The organism is Vagococcus lutrae (assembly GCF_003987555.1).
Taxonomy (GTDB): Bacteria; Bacillota; Bacilli; order Lactobacillales; family Vagococcaceae; genus Vagococcus_A; species Vagococcus_A lutrae.
In genome coordinates this window covers 37,144-52,641 of record NZ_NGJW01000001.1, presented here as the reverse complement: position 1 = coordinate 52,641, position 15,498 = coordinate 37,144, and the positions used below count along the sequence as shown (strand labels likewise).

General features: G+C 38.1%; 14 protein-coding genes. 10 read left to right on the top strand and 4 right to left on the bottom strand.

Annotation, left to right across the window (positions count from 1 at the left end):
- Positions 1 to 62 precede the first annotated feature (62 nt).
- Entirely contained in the window at positions 63 to 947 is an 885-nt protein-coding gene (locus CBF33_RS00290; RefSeq protein ID WP_126760644.1) for a LysR family transcriptional regulator, read from the bottom strand.
- A gap of 185 nt (positions 948 to 1,132) precedes the next feature.
- Between CBF33_RS00290 and CBF33_RS00285 the strand changes: the two genes are divergently transcribed.
- The 5 genes from CBF33_RS00285 to CBF33_RS00265 all read left to right on the top strand — a co-directional run bounded on the left by CBF33_RS00285 (position 1,133) and on the right by CBF33_RS00265 (position 6,885).
- Positions 1,133 to 2,419: a YeeE/YedE family protein gene (locus CBF33_RS00285; RefSeq protein ID WP_126760643.1), complete on the top strand. Its 1,287-nt coding sequence runs from the start codon at positions 1,133 to 1,135 to the stop codon at positions 2,417 to 2,419.
- Between the two features lie 21 nt (positions 2,420 to 2,440).
- Entirely contained in the window at positions 2,441 to 4,144 is a 1,704-nt protein-coding gene (locus tag CBF33_RS00280) for an FAD-dependent oxidoreductase (protein ID WP_126760642.1), read from the top strand.
- A gap of 119 nt (positions 4,145 to 4,263) precedes the next feature.
- Complete coding sequence (locus CBF33_RS00275; protein WP_237662099.1) at positions 4,264 to 5,058, top strand: ABC transporter permease; 795 nt, start codon at positions 4,264 to 4,266, stop codon at positions 5,056 to 5,058.
- Positions 5,058 to 6,104 (top strand): taurine ABC transporter substrate-binding protein, encoded by a 1,047-nt coding sequence (locus tag CBF33_RS00270; RefSeq protein WP_126760641.1) that lies wholly within the window; start codon positions 5,058 to 5,060, stop codon positions 6,102 to 6,104. Before CBF33_RS00275 ends, CBF33_RS00270 begins: the two co-directional genes overlap by 1 nt.
- A gap of 4 nt (positions 6,105 to 6,108) precedes the next feature.
- Entirely contained in the window at positions 6,109 to 6,885 is a 777-nt protein-coding gene (locus CBF33_RS00265) for an ABC transporter ATP-binding protein (RefSeq protein ID WP_126760640.1), read from the top strand.
- A gap of 84 nt (positions 6,886 to 6,969) precedes the next feature.
- Here the strand turns inward: CBF33_RS00265 and CBF33_RS09540 are convergent, their stop codons facing one another.
- Positions 6,970 to 7,119 (bottom strand): hypothetical protein, encoded by a 150-nt coding sequence (locus CBF33_RS09540; protein WP_023606481.1) that lies wholly within the window; start codon positions 7,117 to 7,119, stop codon positions 6,970 to 6,972.
- A gap of 248 nt (positions 7,120 to 7,367) precedes the next feature.
- Here CBF33_RS09540 and CBF33_RS00260 point away from each other — a divergent pair, with 248 nt between their 5' ends.
- Positions 7,368 to 7,859, top strand: a complete 492-nt coding sequence (locus CBF33_RS00260) for a QueT transporter family protein (protein WP_126760639.1) — start codon at positions 7,368 to 7,370, stop codon at positions 7,857 to 7,859.
- 32 nt (positions 7,860 to 7,891) lie between these two features.
- Here CBF33_RS00260 and argS read toward each other — a convergent pair whose 3' ends face one another.
- Positions 7,892 to 9,583, bottom strand: coding sequence for an arginine--tRNA ligase (gene argS / locus CBF33_RS00255; protein ID WP_126760638.1), 1,692 nt, complete (start codon positions 9,581 to 9,583; stop codon positions 7,892 to 7,894).
- 220 nt (positions 9,584 to 9,803) lie between these two features.
- Here argS and argR point away from each other — a divergent pair, with 220 nt between their 5' ends.
- Together argR and CBF33_RS00245 are read left to right on the top strand one after the other, a co-directional pair.
- Positions 9,804 to 10,259: an arginine repressor gene (argR, locus tag CBF33_RS00250; protein ID WP_126760637.1), complete on the top strand. Its 456-nt coding sequence runs from the start codon at positions 9,804 to 9,806 to the stop codon at positions 10,257 to 10,259.
- Between the two features lie 21 nt (positions 10,260 to 10,280).
- Positions 10,281 to 11,771, top strand: coding sequence for a phosphohexomutase domain-containing protein (locus tag CBF33_RS00245; protein ID WP_126760636.1), 1,491 nt, complete (start codon positions 10,281 to 10,283; stop codon positions 11,769 to 11,771).
- Between the two features lie 47 nt (positions 11,772 to 11,818).
- On the opposite strand, the gene CBF33_RS00240 is transcribed toward CBF33_RS00245, so the two are convergent.
- Complete coding sequence (locus CBF33_RS00240; protein ID WP_126760635.1) at positions 11,819 to 12,682, bottom strand: RluA family pseudouridine synthase; 864 nt, start codon at positions 12,680 to 12,682, stop codon at positions 11,819 to 11,821.
- A 176-nt stretch (positions 12,683 to 12,858) separates the two neighbouring features.
- On the opposite strand from CBF33_RS00240, the gene CBF33_RS00235 reads away from it, so the two are divergent.
- A complete protein-coding gene (locus CBF33_RS00235) occupies positions 12,859 to 14,988 on the top strand; it encodes a PBP1A family penicillin-binding protein (protein WP_126760634.1) in 2,130 nt (709 codons plus the stop codon).
- 71 nt (positions 14,989 to 15,059) lie between these two features.
- Positions 15,060 to 15,404 carry a YlbF/YmcA family competence regulator gene (locus CBF33_RS00230; RefSeq protein WP_023606488.1) on the top strand — a complete coding sequence of 115 codons (345 nt, stop codon included), beginning with the start codon at positions 15,060 to 15,062 and terminating at the stop codon, positions 15,402 to 15,404.
- Positions 15,405 to 15,498 lie beyond the last annotated feature (94 nt).

Below are 15,498 nucleotides of genomic sequence, written 5' to 3'. Positions count from 1 at the left end.
CTCTCCTTCCACAGAAGTTTATTATACCAAATAATGAACGTGAGAGGAAAGAATACTCGACTTTATTCTTCAATAAGTGTTGGAATTGCTTGTACTAATTGTTTCACTCGGTCAAGCGCCAAATATTCTGGGTGGGTGACTATATAAAATGATTGACGCCACTCTCCGTGTTCTAAGTATATCGGTGCTAACTCATTACGCTCAAGCTCATCTTTCACCGCCATTTGATAGAAAAAGCCTATTCCTTGTTTGGCTTTGATTAAATTTTTGGCCAAGTGGATATTACCGATAGTAGTGCGATGCTTAAACTGTTGTAAGTTAAATGATTCTTCTTTTAAGAAATTTGAAAGCGTATCTAACATACCCGCTCCATTTTCTCGCAATAATAAATGCTCATTTATTAAATCTTCTAAACTCACTGTTTGATGGGCGAAAGGATGGTCGGGATGACATACAAGGACAACGGGATGATGTAAAAAAGGTTGTACGTAATAATTTTTTGGTTCAAATGGACCGGAAATAAACGCTAAATCAATCTCATGTTGATCCAGCATCTGTAATAAATTATTCGTGTGGTCGACGATGAGAGAGGGGGAAGGAATTTGGATTTTTGTTTTTAGTGAAGTGAGCTGTGGTAAAAGGTAAAATTCACCAATTGTTTTGCTTGCCCCAATGGTTAAGTTGGCTTCTTCTTTTTGCTCTAATTGTTCAACAATCACATTAATTTCAGATTGTAATTTTAATAAATGTGATAAAAGTAACTTACCTTTATTGGTCAACGTTAAAACGCGGTCTTGATATTGAACTAATTGAACACCGTGAAGTTCTTCTAGATATTGTATATGTTTTGTCACAGCAGGTTGCGTCATATTGAGCTTTTTTGCTGTTTTTGTATAATTTAAACATTCGGCTAATGCCATAAATGTGTGATAACGATAATCCAACATACCTTGAGTTCCTCCTATTTATCCGTACAGTTTGATCACTTTTTCTCAAACTATAACGCTTCGTAATTGTAGTATAACACTTTGTTATTTTCAAAACAATCCAGCAAAGTGTATAATAAGTTTGTGATTGAGAAAAGATTCACTAATTCGACAATCACAAACAAAAAAAAGAGGAGGAACATGCAATGAGTCGCAACAATTTTAGTTGGAAACAACCAGCGATTGGTGCAGGATTAATGATAATTGCCATTATTTTTGCTATTTATTTAAGTGGATTGAAATCAGTCTTACCTGTACAACTATTCTCTGGTTTGTTGTTTGGTTTTGTGCTCACTCGTTCACGTTTCGGTTTTGCCGGAGGAATTAAACGAATTTATGTGAGAGGAGAAGGGAGTTTAACGAAAGCATTATTATTAATGTTGACGGTCACAATGCTAGTATTTCTAGGAATTCAATGGTTTGCTAGTCAAAATGGTGCTGTACCAGCTTTCGTTGCCGAAGAAGGTCAAGCTTTCATCCCAGGAACACAAAATGTCTTTTTCACTAATTTAGGAACCGTTTTAGGAGGCTTTTTATTCGGTATGGGAATGATTTTCTCAGGCGGATGTGCTTCAGGAACTTTAGCGGATATGGGTGAAGGAGAAGGTCGTGCTTTACTAACATTTATCTTTTTCGTTCTAGGTGCAGCGCCAGGAGAATGGGCTAGATACACATTAGACGAATCAGCTCTTGGTCAAATTGGATTTAGAGCATACTTGCCAGACTACTTCGGATTTTTCGGAGCGTTTGCAGTATCGATGTTAGGTGTAGTATTCTTATATTGGTTAACTGTTCGCTATGAAGCGAAACGTAAACAAGAAGGTACTTACATGGATCCTTTAGGTGATTGGGAAGACTTTGAAAAACCATTAGAGTCTAAAGAGGCCTATGGATTCTTCAGTTATGAGACTTACCATAAATTATTTATTGAACGTTTGACATTTAAGACAGGTGGCTTGTTAGTGGCTTTTGCTTCCGTCTTTGTTTTAGTCACAACTGAAAAAGCCTGGGGCGTAACCAGTGCTTTCTCTAAATTAAATGTGGCGCTTTTAAAACCACTAGGCATTTCATTTTCATCTCCTGCTTTTGCTAAAATTGTAGCAGATGTGGATGCAGGCTTAATGCTTGATGGTGGTACAATTCGTAATATTGGATTAGTTTTAGGATCATTAATTGCCTTTTTATTAGCTGGTCGTTTTTCATTCAAGTTCTCAATGTCAGCTAAAGACGCTGCTTACTTTGCAGCAGGTGGTTTATTAATGGGATTCGGTGCTCGCTTCGCTAAAGGTTGTAACGCTGGAGCGTTATACTCTGCGATGAGTACTTTCTCAGTATCTGGATGGGTCTTCTTAGTTGCTATGTGCTTAGGCGGTATAGCAAGTTTGAAAATATTTGCAGGAAAAATGAGTTTAATACCAAAAGCTAGAAATTAAAAAAATAGGGAGGATTTTACAATGAGTAAGAGAGTATTAGTAGTAGGTGGCGTTGCTGGGGGAGCTTCAACAGCAGCAAGAGTAAGACGTATTGATGAGAGTGCAGAAATTGTGATGTTTGAACGTGGACCGTTCGTTTCATTTTCAAACTGTGCTTTACCTTTTCATTTAAGTGGAACAGTTGCAGAAGCAGACGATTTAGTCTTAATGACACCTGAAGTGTTTGATAAACAATATAATATCGACGCTCGTGTTAATCATGAAGTGGTATCAATCAATAAAGAAGAAAAAACTATTACAGTTAAAAATGTTGTTTCAGGCGAAGAGTCTGTTGAAGCATATGATGTTTTAATGCTTTCACCAGGTGCTAATCCTATTTTACCTAAGAGTATTAAAGGCATTGATTCAGAGCATGTCTTTACTGTTCGTAATGTTCCAGACATTGACGGTATCCGTCGTTACATTGATACTCATAACGTTGAAGACGTAGTCGTTGTTGGTGGTGGCTTCATCGGTATCGAAGTAATGGAAAACTTACAAATGGCAGGTAAAAAAGTAACATTAGTTGAAGCAGCAGATCAAGTTATGGCACCATTTGACTATGATATGGCTCAAATTTTACATAAAGAAATTATTGACAATGGTGTTGACTTAATTCTTTCAGACGGTGTTTCAACTATCGAAGCAGATAAAGTTATTTTATCTTCAGGTAAAGAAGTGCCAGCTAAAGCTGTTATCATGGCAATTGGTGTCACACCAGAAACATCACTTGCGCGTGCAGCAGGACTTGAAATTGGAGAAACTGGTGGGATTAAAGTTAATCATCACTATCAAACATCTGATCCACATATCTATGCGGTGGGAGATGCTATTGAAGTAACACATAAAATTACACGCAAACCAACTCGTTTAACTTTAGCTGGACCAGCTCAACGTCAAGCACGTGCAGCAGCAGACCACATGTATGGTAAAACATACCGTCAATATGGTGTCATTGGTTCATCTGTTATCCAATGTTTCGAAATGAACGCAGCATCTACTGGTATGAACGAGAAAGATTTAAAAGCAGCAGGTATTGCCTATCAAACAGCGTACGTTATTCCAAAAGATAAAGTTGGTTTAATGCCAAATGCAAAACCATTATTCTTTAAACTAATCTTTGCTGATCCAACAGGAGAAATTTTAGGTGCTCAAGCATTAGGTCGTGGTAACGTTGATAAACGTATTGATGTTATTGCAACAATGATTACAATGGGTGGTAACCTAGAAGACTTGAAAGAGTTAGAGTTATCTTACTCACCAATGTTTGGTACAGCGAAAGATGTTGTCAACATGGCAGCGTTAGTTGGTCTAAACGTATTAAACGGTGAATTCCGTCAAGTACCTGTTACAAAAATCCGTGAGCTTGTAGAACAAGATGCCTTCATTATTGATGCACGTGAAAAAGACGAGTTCGCTGAAGGACACTTCAAAAATGCTATCAACATTCCATTTAGTGAATTTAGAGAGCGTTTAGATGAAATTCCAAAAGATCGTCCAGTGTATGTACATTGCTTATCAAGTCAACGTAGTTACAACATGGTAAAAGCATTAGGTATGCTTGGCTATGACAATATCTACAACTTAATGGGCTCATTCTTAGGTGCAAGTATGTACGAATATTATAACGACCAAGTAACAGGTCGTGAACCAATTGTCACAAATTATCGTTTTGATTTATTATAAGATTGAAAAAAAGCATGATTTCAAGTATGATAAATTAAGATACTAAAGAAAAGAATAAAATAAATTGGGACAATGCCATTTAATTGTCCCAATTTTTTTTAATGAAAGTGATGATAAACATGAAAAAGAAGAAAATGACGCATAAAAAAGAAAATTTTAGAGGATATACTATCATGACATGGGTAGTAATCTTAGTGTTATGGCTTTGCGCCACGGAATTCGGATGGGTTTCATCACGCTTAGTCCCTTCACCCATCCAAGTTATCAAAACCTTTGTCACGATTGTGAGTTCGGGATACAATGGCATTTCTTTTTGGCAGCATTTCGGTATTAGTTTATTCCGACTTGTCGTTGCGACTTCGTTAGCTATTGTGACGGCTATTCCATTAGGCTTGTTAAGTGGTTATTTACCGAGAGTTCGAGCGGTAATTGACTCGATTGTTCAATTCTATCGTCCGTTACCTCCACTAGCGTACTATACGTTACTTATATTGTGGTTAGGTATAGATGAAAGTTCCAAGATTTTACTTCTTTATTTAGCAGCTTTTGCGCCAATCTATTTAGCGTGTGCCTCATCAGTAGGAAAAATACCAGAAAATTATTTGTTGAATGCTCAGTCGCTTGGTGCAAGTAGTAAAGATGTTTTCTTTAAAGTCGTCTTACCAAGTTGTTTGCCTGAGATTTTCACAGGATTACGTACAGCGGTGGGAGTAGCATATACGACGCTAGTTTCGGCAGAGATGATTGCCGCTACATCGGGTATTGGTTGGATGGTAATCGACGCTTCTCGTTACTTAAAGAGTGATGTGATGTTTGTTGGGATTATCATGATGGGAATAACAGGTGTGCTACTAGATGTCGGCTTACGTCGATTAGAGAAGAAATTTGTCTTTTGGAAAGGAAAAGATGCATAATGAAAAAACAATGGATGAAACAGATTGGATTAGCCTTTGCTTTAGTACTAGGTGTAATAGGATTAGTCGCTTGTGGCGATAGCAAAAAAGAAGCAGAAGGACAGCCGAAAGAAGTGACAATTGGGATTATTCGAGTTCCTAATGATAAGACGGTGGCAATGAAAGAAAAGTATTTTGACGAATACTTTGCTGATAAAGGAATTAAAACTAAGTTTATGTTCTTTGACTCTGGTGTAGCAGCTAATCAAGCTTTTTCATCAGGGGCTATCGATTTTGCAGAAATGGGATATACCAATGGTGTTGTCGCTTTGGCAACGGATATACCAGTAGAATTAGTATGGATTCATGAAGTTTTAGGTACAAATGAAGCTCTTGTTGTTCAAGAAGATAGTAATATTAATAAGATTGAGGAATTAAAAGGTAAGAAAGTCGCGACACCTTTTAGCTCGACTTCTCATTATAGCTTACTCAATGCGTTAAAATCGAAAGGGTTAGAAAAAGACGTGACCTTATTAGATATGCAAACAAGCGAAATTGTTGCCGCATGGGAGCGTGGAGATATTGATGGAGCTTATACTTGGGAGCCGACCTTATCTGAGTTAAAAGAAACAGGTCGTGTTTTAATTGATTCAAAACAATTAGCTGAAGAAGGCTATTTAACGGCTAATATTGAGTTAGTTCATCAAGATTTTGCAAAAAAATATCCTGAATTAGTCAGTGACTATTTAACAGCGTTGAATGAAGCAGTCACGTTATACCGTGAACAACCAGAGAAAGCGATTAAAAGTGCAGCAGAGCAGTTAGAAATTACAGAAGAAGATGCGAAGGAACAAATGGAAGGAACAACTTGGTTATCAATTAAGGATCAACTAAGTGACGCATATCTTGGAACAAACGATAAACCAGGACAATTTACAACAGTCTTTTATGATACTGCCGTCTTTTTAAATGAACAAGGAGCTATTTCTAAAGTTCCTACAAAAGAAGCCGTTGAGAAATTTATAAATACAGAATACTTGGAAGCTATCCAAACAGATAAGGAGTAAACAGATGACACACTCAGATACCATCATTGAAATGAACAATGTCTCTGTGCGCTATGAATCTAATCAAAATAGCGTTCAAGCGATTGAAAAAGTAAATATGGAGATTCAAAAAGGCGAATTTGTTTGTTTAGTAGGGCCTTCAGGATGTGGGAAAAGTACATTGTTAAAGACGATTGCTGGTTACCTGCAACCAACAGAAGGAGAAGTACTCATGCACGGTGAAGCAATTCAGGGACCTGATTGGAAACGCGGTGTTGTTTTCCAGTCGCCTACCTTGTATCCGTGGTTGACGATTGAAGACAATATACGTTTTGGTCCGACCGTTCGTCATTTAGATGAAAAAAGCATTGAAGAATTGACAGAAAAGTATTTAGAAGAAGTAGGGCTGGCTGACTTTGCGAAGAACTATCCATTTGAGCTATCTGGTGGGATGAAGCAGCGTGTGTCGCTTGCTCGTGTTATGATTAATGAACCAGAGTTAATGTTAATGGACGAGCCATTTAGTGCATTGGATGCGATGACACGTAAGAAAATGCAAGATTTTTTAAGCGATTTATGGCGAAAAAATCATCAAACGGTGTTGTTGATTACCCATGACATTGAGGAAGCATTGCGTTTAGGAACGAAAGTAGTCGTCATGAGCGCCAATCCGGGTAGATTAGTGGAAACATTCCATCCAACTTTCCAAGAAGAACTATTAAATAATCCAACCTACCATCTTGATGAAGATTTGTCTTTTATAAAGATGAAGCGAGAAATTACCGAAATGATAGCCAAATAAAAAAGGGATTTAGTAACTGTTGTTTACTAAATCCCTTTTATCTTGTATTACAACAAGCGTCGTCCATTGGATACCGAGTCTCCTTTAGATTATGTTTTTTAAAGCTGCAATGGCTTTTTCGATGGTTATACCATAACCGACTTTTGTTTCATCTGTTACATCATAAGCCATAAAGACTTGTTGCACAGTGTCTAACGCGATACGGTATGTCATGGGTTTGTTAGCTAACATCATAGTATTAACTCCTTTCTGAATCGTGCTACGAAAGGCAAACCATAACGATAGTCATAACGAAATTCCTGATGTCATTATATAACGCTAGTTTTTAAAAAGCAATAGAAAAGATTAAAAAGAGAGATTGACATGTTAAGCGAAAAAGCGTAAAGTGAAAGGCGTCTGTAAAAGATATTTTTTGAGAGCGTCACTCTCCGCGGTTCATTCATACCATCCCGCGTTATCAAAACTAGGAGGAGGGAAATAAAATGACAACAAGTAAAACAAAAAATTTAGTGTTAAACGGCATGATTGCAGCGTTATATATTGCATTAACATTGGCTGTCAGTCCCGTTGCACAAGGTGCAATCCAATTTAGGATTTCAGAAGGATTAAATCATCTCGTCGTATTTAATCGGAAATTACGTTGGGGCGTGCTGGCAGGGGTTGTCCTTTTCAACCTGTTTTTTGCCGAGTTTGGTCTAGTAGATGTCTTATTTGGCGGTGGACAAACGTTTATTGCGTTAAGTTTATCTGCATTAATGCATCGCTATATCAAGAGTGTCCCAAAACGGTTAGTATTGAACATCGTTTTCTTCACAGTAAGTATGTTTTTAATTGCACTAATGTTAACGATGATGTTAGGCTTACCATTTTGGATGACGTATGCGACAACCGCATTAAGCGAGTTACTGATAATGTCGCTATCTGCACCAATCATGTACGGTGTTAATAAAGTGTTGAAATTAGAAAATATATAAAAAAAAAACGGCTAATTTAGCCGTTTTTTTCTTTACATTTCTTCAGGAGCTTGTAAACCGAGTAAACGCAAGCCTTCAGCTAAGGTTGCTTTAACTGAGTAGACGAGAGCTAATCGAGCATCACGTTGTGCATCGTCTTCTAGTATTTTGACGTGTGCATAGTATTTATTAAAGGTTTGAGATAATTGAATGACATATTTAGCGATGACTGAAGGTTCGAAGCGTGTTGCGGCACGTTCTACCGTTGCTGGGAAAGATTGAAGCAATTTAATAACTTCCCAGCTTTCGCTATCTTGCAAACGATAGTCTTGTTCAGCTGTTGCATGCCAATCTGCTTTTCTTAAAATAGACGAACAACGAGCATGTGTATATTGGACATACGGACCTGTTTCTCCTTCAAAACGTACAACTTCTTCTAAGGCAAAGTCAAAATTGTTTAGGCGGTCATTTTTTAAGTCATGGAAAATGACGGCGCCGACACCGACTTGGCGTGCCACTTCTTCTTTATTTTCTAGAGTTGGATTTTTTTCTTCAATTTGCTTATGAGCAAGTGTAATGGCCTCTTGTAAAACTTCTTCTAATAAGACAATCTTACCTTTACGTGTCGAAAGTTTTTTACCGTCTTTTGTAATTAAGCCAAAAGGTACATGGTGAATATCTTCAGACCAGTCATATCCCATTTCTTTAAGAACGGCTTTTAGTTGTTTGAAGTGAATCGATTGTTCATTTCCAACGACATATAGCGCTTGTGCAAACTCATACGTCTCCTTACGATATAGAGCAGATGCTAAATCACGTGTGATATAAAGAGTCGCACCATCTGATTTTTTAATAAGAGCTGGGTTTAAGTCGTACGCAGATAAGTCAACAATTTGTGCACCTTGGTCTTCAACGAGCAAGCCTTTTTCCTCTAGTAGCGTTACGACACGATCCATCTTATCATTATAGAAAGATTCACCATTGTAAGAATCAAAAGAAATGCCTAAAAGGTCATAGATACGTTGGAATTCACCAAGTGACTCACGACGGAACCATTCCCATAAAGCTAGAGCTTCTTCATCTCCATCTTCTAATTTTTTAAACCATAAACGTCCTTCATCTTCCAAAGCAGGATCTTCTTCTGCTCTCTCATGGAAATCAACATATAAACGTAACAATTCTTTAATAGGGTCGGCTTTAACTGCTTCTTCTGACCCCCAAAGTTTATAAGCAACAATTAACTTACCAAACTGAGTTCCCCAGTCGCCAATATAGTTAATCTTAATCGGTTGGTAGCCAACTTTTTCCATGATTAAAGCTAAGCTATTTCCGATAACAGTCGAACGCAAATGGCCCATTGACATGGGTTTAGCGATATTTGGCGAAGACATATCAATCGGAACAGTTTGTTGTTTTCCAATTGCTAAATCGCCATAGCTTTCTGGTTGGTCGATGATAGTTTGTAACGTTGCCGCACTTAATTTTTCTTTATTTAAAAAGAAGTTTAAGTAAGGGCCTACGACATTGACCTCATCAAAATCTTGTGTTGGTAATGCTTCCGCAATTTCTGCTGCAATTTGTTGAGGCGCTTTGCGCATGGTTTTAGCCAGTGAAAAAGTAGGAAACGCCACATCGCCGTACTGTGCTAATTTGGGTTGTTCTAACAACGTTAATATGTCGTCAACAGATAGATGCTCGCCAATGACTTGGGCTAACGCTTCTGCGACTAATCGTCTTTCATTCATGAGAGACCTCCTATGATATCATGATCTATTTATTTTTACCCTAATTAAAAGAGTGGATAAAACATCACTCTAAATTATAGCAAAAATTTGAGTCAGTGACTATCATTAGATAATAAAACGGTGAGTTACTACCTTTTCTATTAAGAAAAAATAAGATATGATAGAATAGATGAAACGAGTTTTTTTAAAACTCAATAAAAGATAGCAAGAGGATAAAGTGATGAATAAAAAACAACGTCAAGATTTAATCATCGACATCATCAGTAACCATGTTATTCGTACACAGCAAGAATTAATGGAAGCCCTTCACTTGAGAGACGTTCAAGTTACACAGGCTACTCTTTCACGTGACATAAGTGAGTTAGGCTTAGTAAAAGAGCATGGGGCAGAAGGAGAAGTAAAGTACGGACTCTATCAAGAGCCAAAAAAGACTGTCAAAGAGATTGGCACAGAAAAAATGGTGCTACAACAAGTGACTGACATCAAACAGGTAGAGTTCACTTTAATCATTCATACGAAATTAGGCTCAGCCGATATGGTGGCGGCGTTACTGGATGAGAAAAACTATCCAGAAGTTGCTGGAACTTTGGCAGGGAAAGATACGTTAGTGATTATCGCGATTGATAAAGCAGCGGCTACTCGCTTGAAAAATCATATTTTAAAAGAGTTAGATTAAAAAGAAAAGGGGCGCATAGACATGAATGACTTACAAAATGGCTCAGATATTCGTGGTATCTCAATTACAACTACTGAGCACGAGGCAAATTTAACACCAGACGAAGTACGAAAGATAGGTTATGGGTTAGTCCAGTGGCTTGAAAAAGACAAAGGGCTTTCACGTAAGCAGTTAAGAATTGCTTTAGGGAAGGATAGTCGTTTATCTGGAGATGGATTGAAAACAGCTTTACAAGAGGTTTTATCCGAACTGGGTGTGACAGTCATTGATGTGGGACTAGCGACAACACCAGCTATGTTTATGGCGACACAATTTAATAAATTTGCGTGTGATGCTAGCGTCATGTTTACTGCAAGTCATTTACCTTACTTTTATAATGGTTTAAAGATTTTTACTGTTGAAGGTGGCGCAGAACATGAAGATATCGAAAAAATACTCACGTATGCTAACACGCCTATTGAAGCCGCTGAAACACCAGGGGATATATTACAAAAAGATTTAATTACCCCATATGCAAAAGATTTAGTGACGAAAATACGAGCAGGGATTGGCAATGTTTCTGAACAACCCTTATCTGGCTTGAGAATAATAGTTGATGCAGGAAATGGTGCGGGAGGCTTTTTTACTACGCATGTATTAGAACCACTAGGGGCAGATACGACAGGCAGTCAGTTTTTAGAACCAGATGGGACTTTTCCCAACCACATACCCAATCCAGATAATAAAGAGGCGATTGCAAGTATTCAAAAAGCGGTAAAAGAAAGTGACGCCGATTTAGGTATTATTTTTGATACGGATGTCGACCGTGCTGCTGTGATTACGAGTGACGGTTTGCCGCTTAATCGTAATAACTTGATTGCAGTTCTTGCTTATTTTGTTTTACAAGATGAGCCAGGTGCAACGATTGTCACAAACTCGCCTACATCAAGTCATTTAAAAGCTTATATTGAGTCTTTAGGCGGTAAACAATATCGCTACATTAGTGGTTATCGAAATGTGATAAATAAAGGAATTGAATTAAACAAAGCGGGTATTAATACACCACTTGCGATTGAAACGAGTGGACACGCTGCTTTTAGAGAAAATTACTTTTTAGATGATGGTGCCTATGTGATTGCTAAGTTGCTTATCGCTTTACCGCAACTAATGAAAGAAAAACGGACGCTATCAGACCTGATTGCTACTTTAAAACAACCAGCAGAAACCCATGAAGTCCGTTTCAATATTCAGGCGGATGATGTCCGTCAAACAGGTATGGCAATCATTGAAGATATGTCAGAATTTGTTGAAAAAACGGATGGCTTTTCATTAGACCCAGAAAATGAAGAAGGTATTCGTGTGAATGTTGGAGAAAAACTAGGCTCAGGTTGGTTTTTACTGCGTTTAAGTTTGCATGAGCCGTTGTTAGTCTTGCAAGTGGAAAATGATGTCGAAGGTAAGGTTGCCGAGACCTTGCAATGTTTAACGCCATTTTTCAAAGCGTATCATACGCTAGATACTTCTCGTTTATAAAATAAAAGAAGAACGTCGCTATAATACGACGTTCTTCTTTTTGCTTTTTAGTAGAGAGAAAATGGGCTATCTACGGTTATCACTTCATCTGTAAACGGATGTTTGAAGGATAGGGTTTTAGCGTGTAACGCTAATCGTTCTGTAGAGGTTGATTTAGGATGGTAGAGGGGGTCGCCTATAATCGGATGTCCTATTGATGCTAAGTGAACACGAATTTGATGGGTTCGTCCAGTTTCAAGTTGACAAGAAATCTCACTTTGCTTAGCAGAGGTTTTCAATACAGAAACGTGTGTAATAGCTTCCTGACCGCGCTCGCTAATACGTCGCTTACGTTTGTCGTGACGATCACGCCCAATCGGTTTTGAAATGACAAACTGTGGCTCATTTAATTTGCCACTAGCAACCGCTTGGTACGTACGACGGATTTCTTTGTTCTCTAACATGCGCCCTAGCACTGGTAAAATAAGAGGGGACTTAGCTAACATAATGACGCCACTTGTTTCTTTATCAAGGCGATGGACGATATAAGGACTGACCTGTTCGTCAGCCAAATAACTTGCTACATGGTTAAGTAAAGTGTCATTTTCATCTGGTTGATTAGGATGTGTTTTCATCTTAACTGGTTTATCCACAATCAACAAATGCTCGTCCTCATATAAAGGGGTTATTTTCTCTCGATCGCCTAGTATAATTTCTGGTTTTGGATAGTCTTTTTCATCCAAGTGAATCGTAATTAGGTCGCCAGCGTGGACATTTTCGTGAAAGTGTTGGGAGACATCATTCACTAAAACTTGTTTATTCATTCGTAAATAATGGCGTACCTTTCTTGGGATTAACCACTTATCTTGTAAAAGCGTGCGTAAATCACATGTTTCAAACGTATCGGGTAAGGTAATATGATAGGTTAACATCTTGTTTCCTCATTTTCTTAATATATTTTTAAAAAAGGTATCATACTTTATTAATTTTTTCGTGTTAATGTTAACATACACACCGACTGAGTTCATACTTGAGTCGGATGTACGTTTTAGAAAGTATGGTAAACTTAGTGTAATACAAATCTATTAAATGATAAAGAGGTAAAAGAATGGATATAAAAGCAATTATAGAAAAGGTGAAAGAGAAGTGGTTTGTCTTTTGGGAATGGTTAAAACCATATCTGATTCGGTTTCACGAACAACGCAAGCGTATATGGAAAAAGTATCAAGTCAATAAAGTGTTGTTATTGTTGGCGATGTTAAGTGTCTTAATTGTAAGTATTTATTTATTCTATCTTGCCAAGCAGTCCGATGTTAAGACGTTGCGAGATGGCTTACAACGTGTGACAACCGTCTATGATAAAGACGGGGATGAAGCAGGGACGCTAAGGGGAGCAACTGGAACCTTTGTGACGTTAGATGAGATTTCTCCGTATGTCGTGGATGCTGTTATATCAACAGAAGACCGTCGTTTTTACGAACATAATGGCTTTGATATTAGAGGGATATTGCGTTCTGTATTCGGGATTTTAAGGACAGGTGGCATTACTGGCGGTGGGAGTACATTGACACAGCAGTTGGCAAAGAATGCCTATCTCGATTTAGATCAAACTATGGTGCGAAAAGCTAAAGAATTATTTTTAGCGATTGAAATAGAAAAACAATATTCTAAAGATGAAATATTAGAAATGTATTTAAATCATGCCTACTTTGCTAATGGTGTATGGGGCGTGGAAGATGCGTCACATCGTTATTTTGCTAAAAGTGCAAAAGATTTAACGATTGATGAAGCGGCTGTTTTAGCAGGGATGTTAAAAGGACCGGGAATCTATAACCCCATTGATTATATGGATAATGCAGTGGCAAGGCGTGATACTGTTTTACAAGTGATGGTCGACAACGGTAAACTCGATCAGGCGACGTGCGACCAGTTGAAAAACGAACCTCTTTACACGCAAGATAATTATCAAGAAGGAGATAGAGGGTATCAATATCCTTATTACTTTGATGCGGTCATCAATGAAGTCGAACGAAAAACGTCGATAAAAGTAGATGATTTATTAAATAAGGGATATAAAGTCTATACCACTATGGATCAAATGCATCAACAAGGAATGGATACGACCTTTGCAAATGATGCCCTGTTTCCACCGAATGCTGAAGATGGTGAGATGGTTCAAGGAGCTTCGATTGCTATTGACCCTCAAACAGGTGGTGTAAGAGCGGTTGTTGGTGGACGGGGTGAACATACCTTTAGAGGACTCAACCGTGCAACACAATCGTCACTTTCACCAGGATCAACGATGAAGCCACTTGCAGTTTATACACCAGCATTAGAGGCAGGCTATCGTCCTGACTCATTATTAAAAGATGAGGCATTGCCATTCTATGATGTTGAAAACTACGACCGTGTTTATCGTGGCGAAGTGACAATGTACGATGCGTTACGAGAAAGTTTAAATGCTTCAACAGTCTGGCTATATAATGAAATTGGCGTCGAGCGTGGTGCTCAAAAAGTTGAGAAGTTTGGTATTAAGCTAGAAAAAGCGGATTTCAACTATAGCTTATCTCTTGGAGGAATGACAAAAGGAACCACACCAATGCGTATGGCAAGTGCCTATACGGTCTTTGCTAATCAAGGACGACGCAAAGAACCGCATTTTATTCGCAAGATTGAAGATGCTTCAGGTGCTGTCGTTTATGAAAATGAAGAGGCGAAATCCACTGCCGTGACGACCCGTAAAATTGCAAATGAAATGACAGGGATGTTACGAGGTGTCTTTAGTTCAGGAACAGGCATGGCAGCTCAACCGTATGGCTATGAAATGGCAGGTAAAACGGGAACAACCGAGAGTGTCTATGCAGACTCTCAATCAAAAGACCAGTGGATTATCGGTTATACACCTGACGTTGTGCTGGCTACTTGGATAGGCTTTGATAAAAGTAGTGAAACGCACTATTTAACTGGGACAAGTGGACAAGTTGTTTCTCAAATCTTTAAAGATGAGGCACAGCGTATTTTACCACACACAGCGGGAACGCCTTTTGATGCGGATGATATAGCTGCTCAAAACGCTCAAAATCAAAAAGATAAGATTGATAGGGACAAGCTCATGGAAGACTTTGAAGGAAAAGTGAAAGAGGGAGCTGAATACTGGGGTGGACAAGTCAAAGAAGGCGCTAAATATGTCCGTGACCGTGTGAGTGAATTATGGCAAGATTTTCAAACTAACCGTTAGTCTATGAAAACAAAAGCGAACATGTTACAATGAAAACGTAAACTAATTATGAAGAGAAAGAGGCTAATTACATGACTGTGAATATTTATGATAGTGCTAATCAGATTGAAAGAGAGATTCGCCAATTACCAGAATTTGAAGAGTTAAAAGCAGCTTACGAAGCAATTAAAGCAGACGAAGCAGACTTTGCCTTATTTAGCGAATTCCAAAACTTACAACGTCAACTACAAGAAAAACAATTCCAAGGTGAAGACTTCACAGAGGAAGAAATTCAACAAGCGCAAGAATTAGCAGAAAAAGTGCAAGAATCAGAGCGCATCAATACTTTAATGGCTAAAGAACAAGCCTTCAGCATGATTATTAACGATTTAAACCGCATTATCATGCAACCTATCCAAGAATTATACGCAGAATAAAAGATAGGAAGCTCCTCGTTTTATGAGGAGCTTTTTTGTTTTTTTCTGGACAATTACCTAGAAAAAGGTATGATGAAAGTAGAAAATATGAAGA

Bases quoted from the DNA above. Each gene is read 5' to 3' on its own strand.
- argR (WP_126760637.1), top strand. From the start codon at position 9,804: ATGAATAAAAAACAACGTCAAGATTTAATCATCGACATCATCAGTAAC.
- CBF33_RS00260 (WP_126760639.1), top strand. From the start codon at position 7,368: ATGACAACAAGTAAAACAAAAAATTTAGTGTTAAACGGCATGATTGCA.
- CBF33_RS00270 (WP_126760641.1), top strand. From the start codon at position 5,058: ATGAAAAAACAATGGATGAAACAGATTGGATTAGCCTTTGCTTTAGTA.
- CBF33_RS09540 (WP_023606481.1), bottom strand. From the start codon at position 7,119: ATGATGTTAGCTAACAAACCCATGACATACCGTATCGCGTTAGACACT.
- CBF33_RS00235 (WP_126760634.1), top strand. From the start codon at position 12,859: ATGGATATAAAAGCAATTATAGAAAAGGTGAAAGAGAAGTGGTTTGTC.
- CBF33_RS00275 (WP_237662099.1), top strand. From the start codon at position 4,264: ATGAAAAAGAAGAAAATGACGCATAAAAAAGAAAATTTTAGAGGATAT.
- CBF33_RS00290 (WP_126760644.1), bottom strand. From the start codon at position 947: ATGTTGGATTATCGTTATCACACATTTATGGCATTAGCCGAATGTTTA.
- CBF33_RS00245 (WP_126760636.1), top strand. From the start codon at position 10,281: ATGAATGACTTACAAAATGGCTCAGATATTCGTGGTATCTCAATTACA.
- CBF33_RS00230 (WP_023606488.1), top strand. From the start codon at position 15,060: ATGACTGTGAATATTTATGATAGTGCTAATCAGATTGAAAGAGAGATT.
- CBF33_RS00240 (WP_126760635.1), bottom strand. From the start codon at position 12,682: ATGTTAACCTATCATATTACCTTACCCGATACGTTTGAAACATGTGAT.
- CBF33_RS00280 (WP_126760642.1), top strand. From the start codon at position 2,441: ATGAGTAAGAGAGTATTAGTAGTAGGTGGCGTTGCTGGGGGAGCTTCA.
- CBF33_RS00285 (WP_126760643.1), top strand. From the start codon at position 1,133: ATGAGTCGCAACAATTTTAGTTGGAAACAACCAGCGATTGGTGCAGGA.
- CBF33_RS00265 (WP_126760640.1), top strand. From the start codon at position 6,109: ATGACACACTCAGATACCATCATTGAAATGAACAATGTCTCTGTGCGC.
- argS (WP_126760638.1), bottom strand. From the start codon at position 9,583: ATGAATGAAAGACGATTAGTCGCAGAAGCGTTAGCCCAAGTCATTGGC.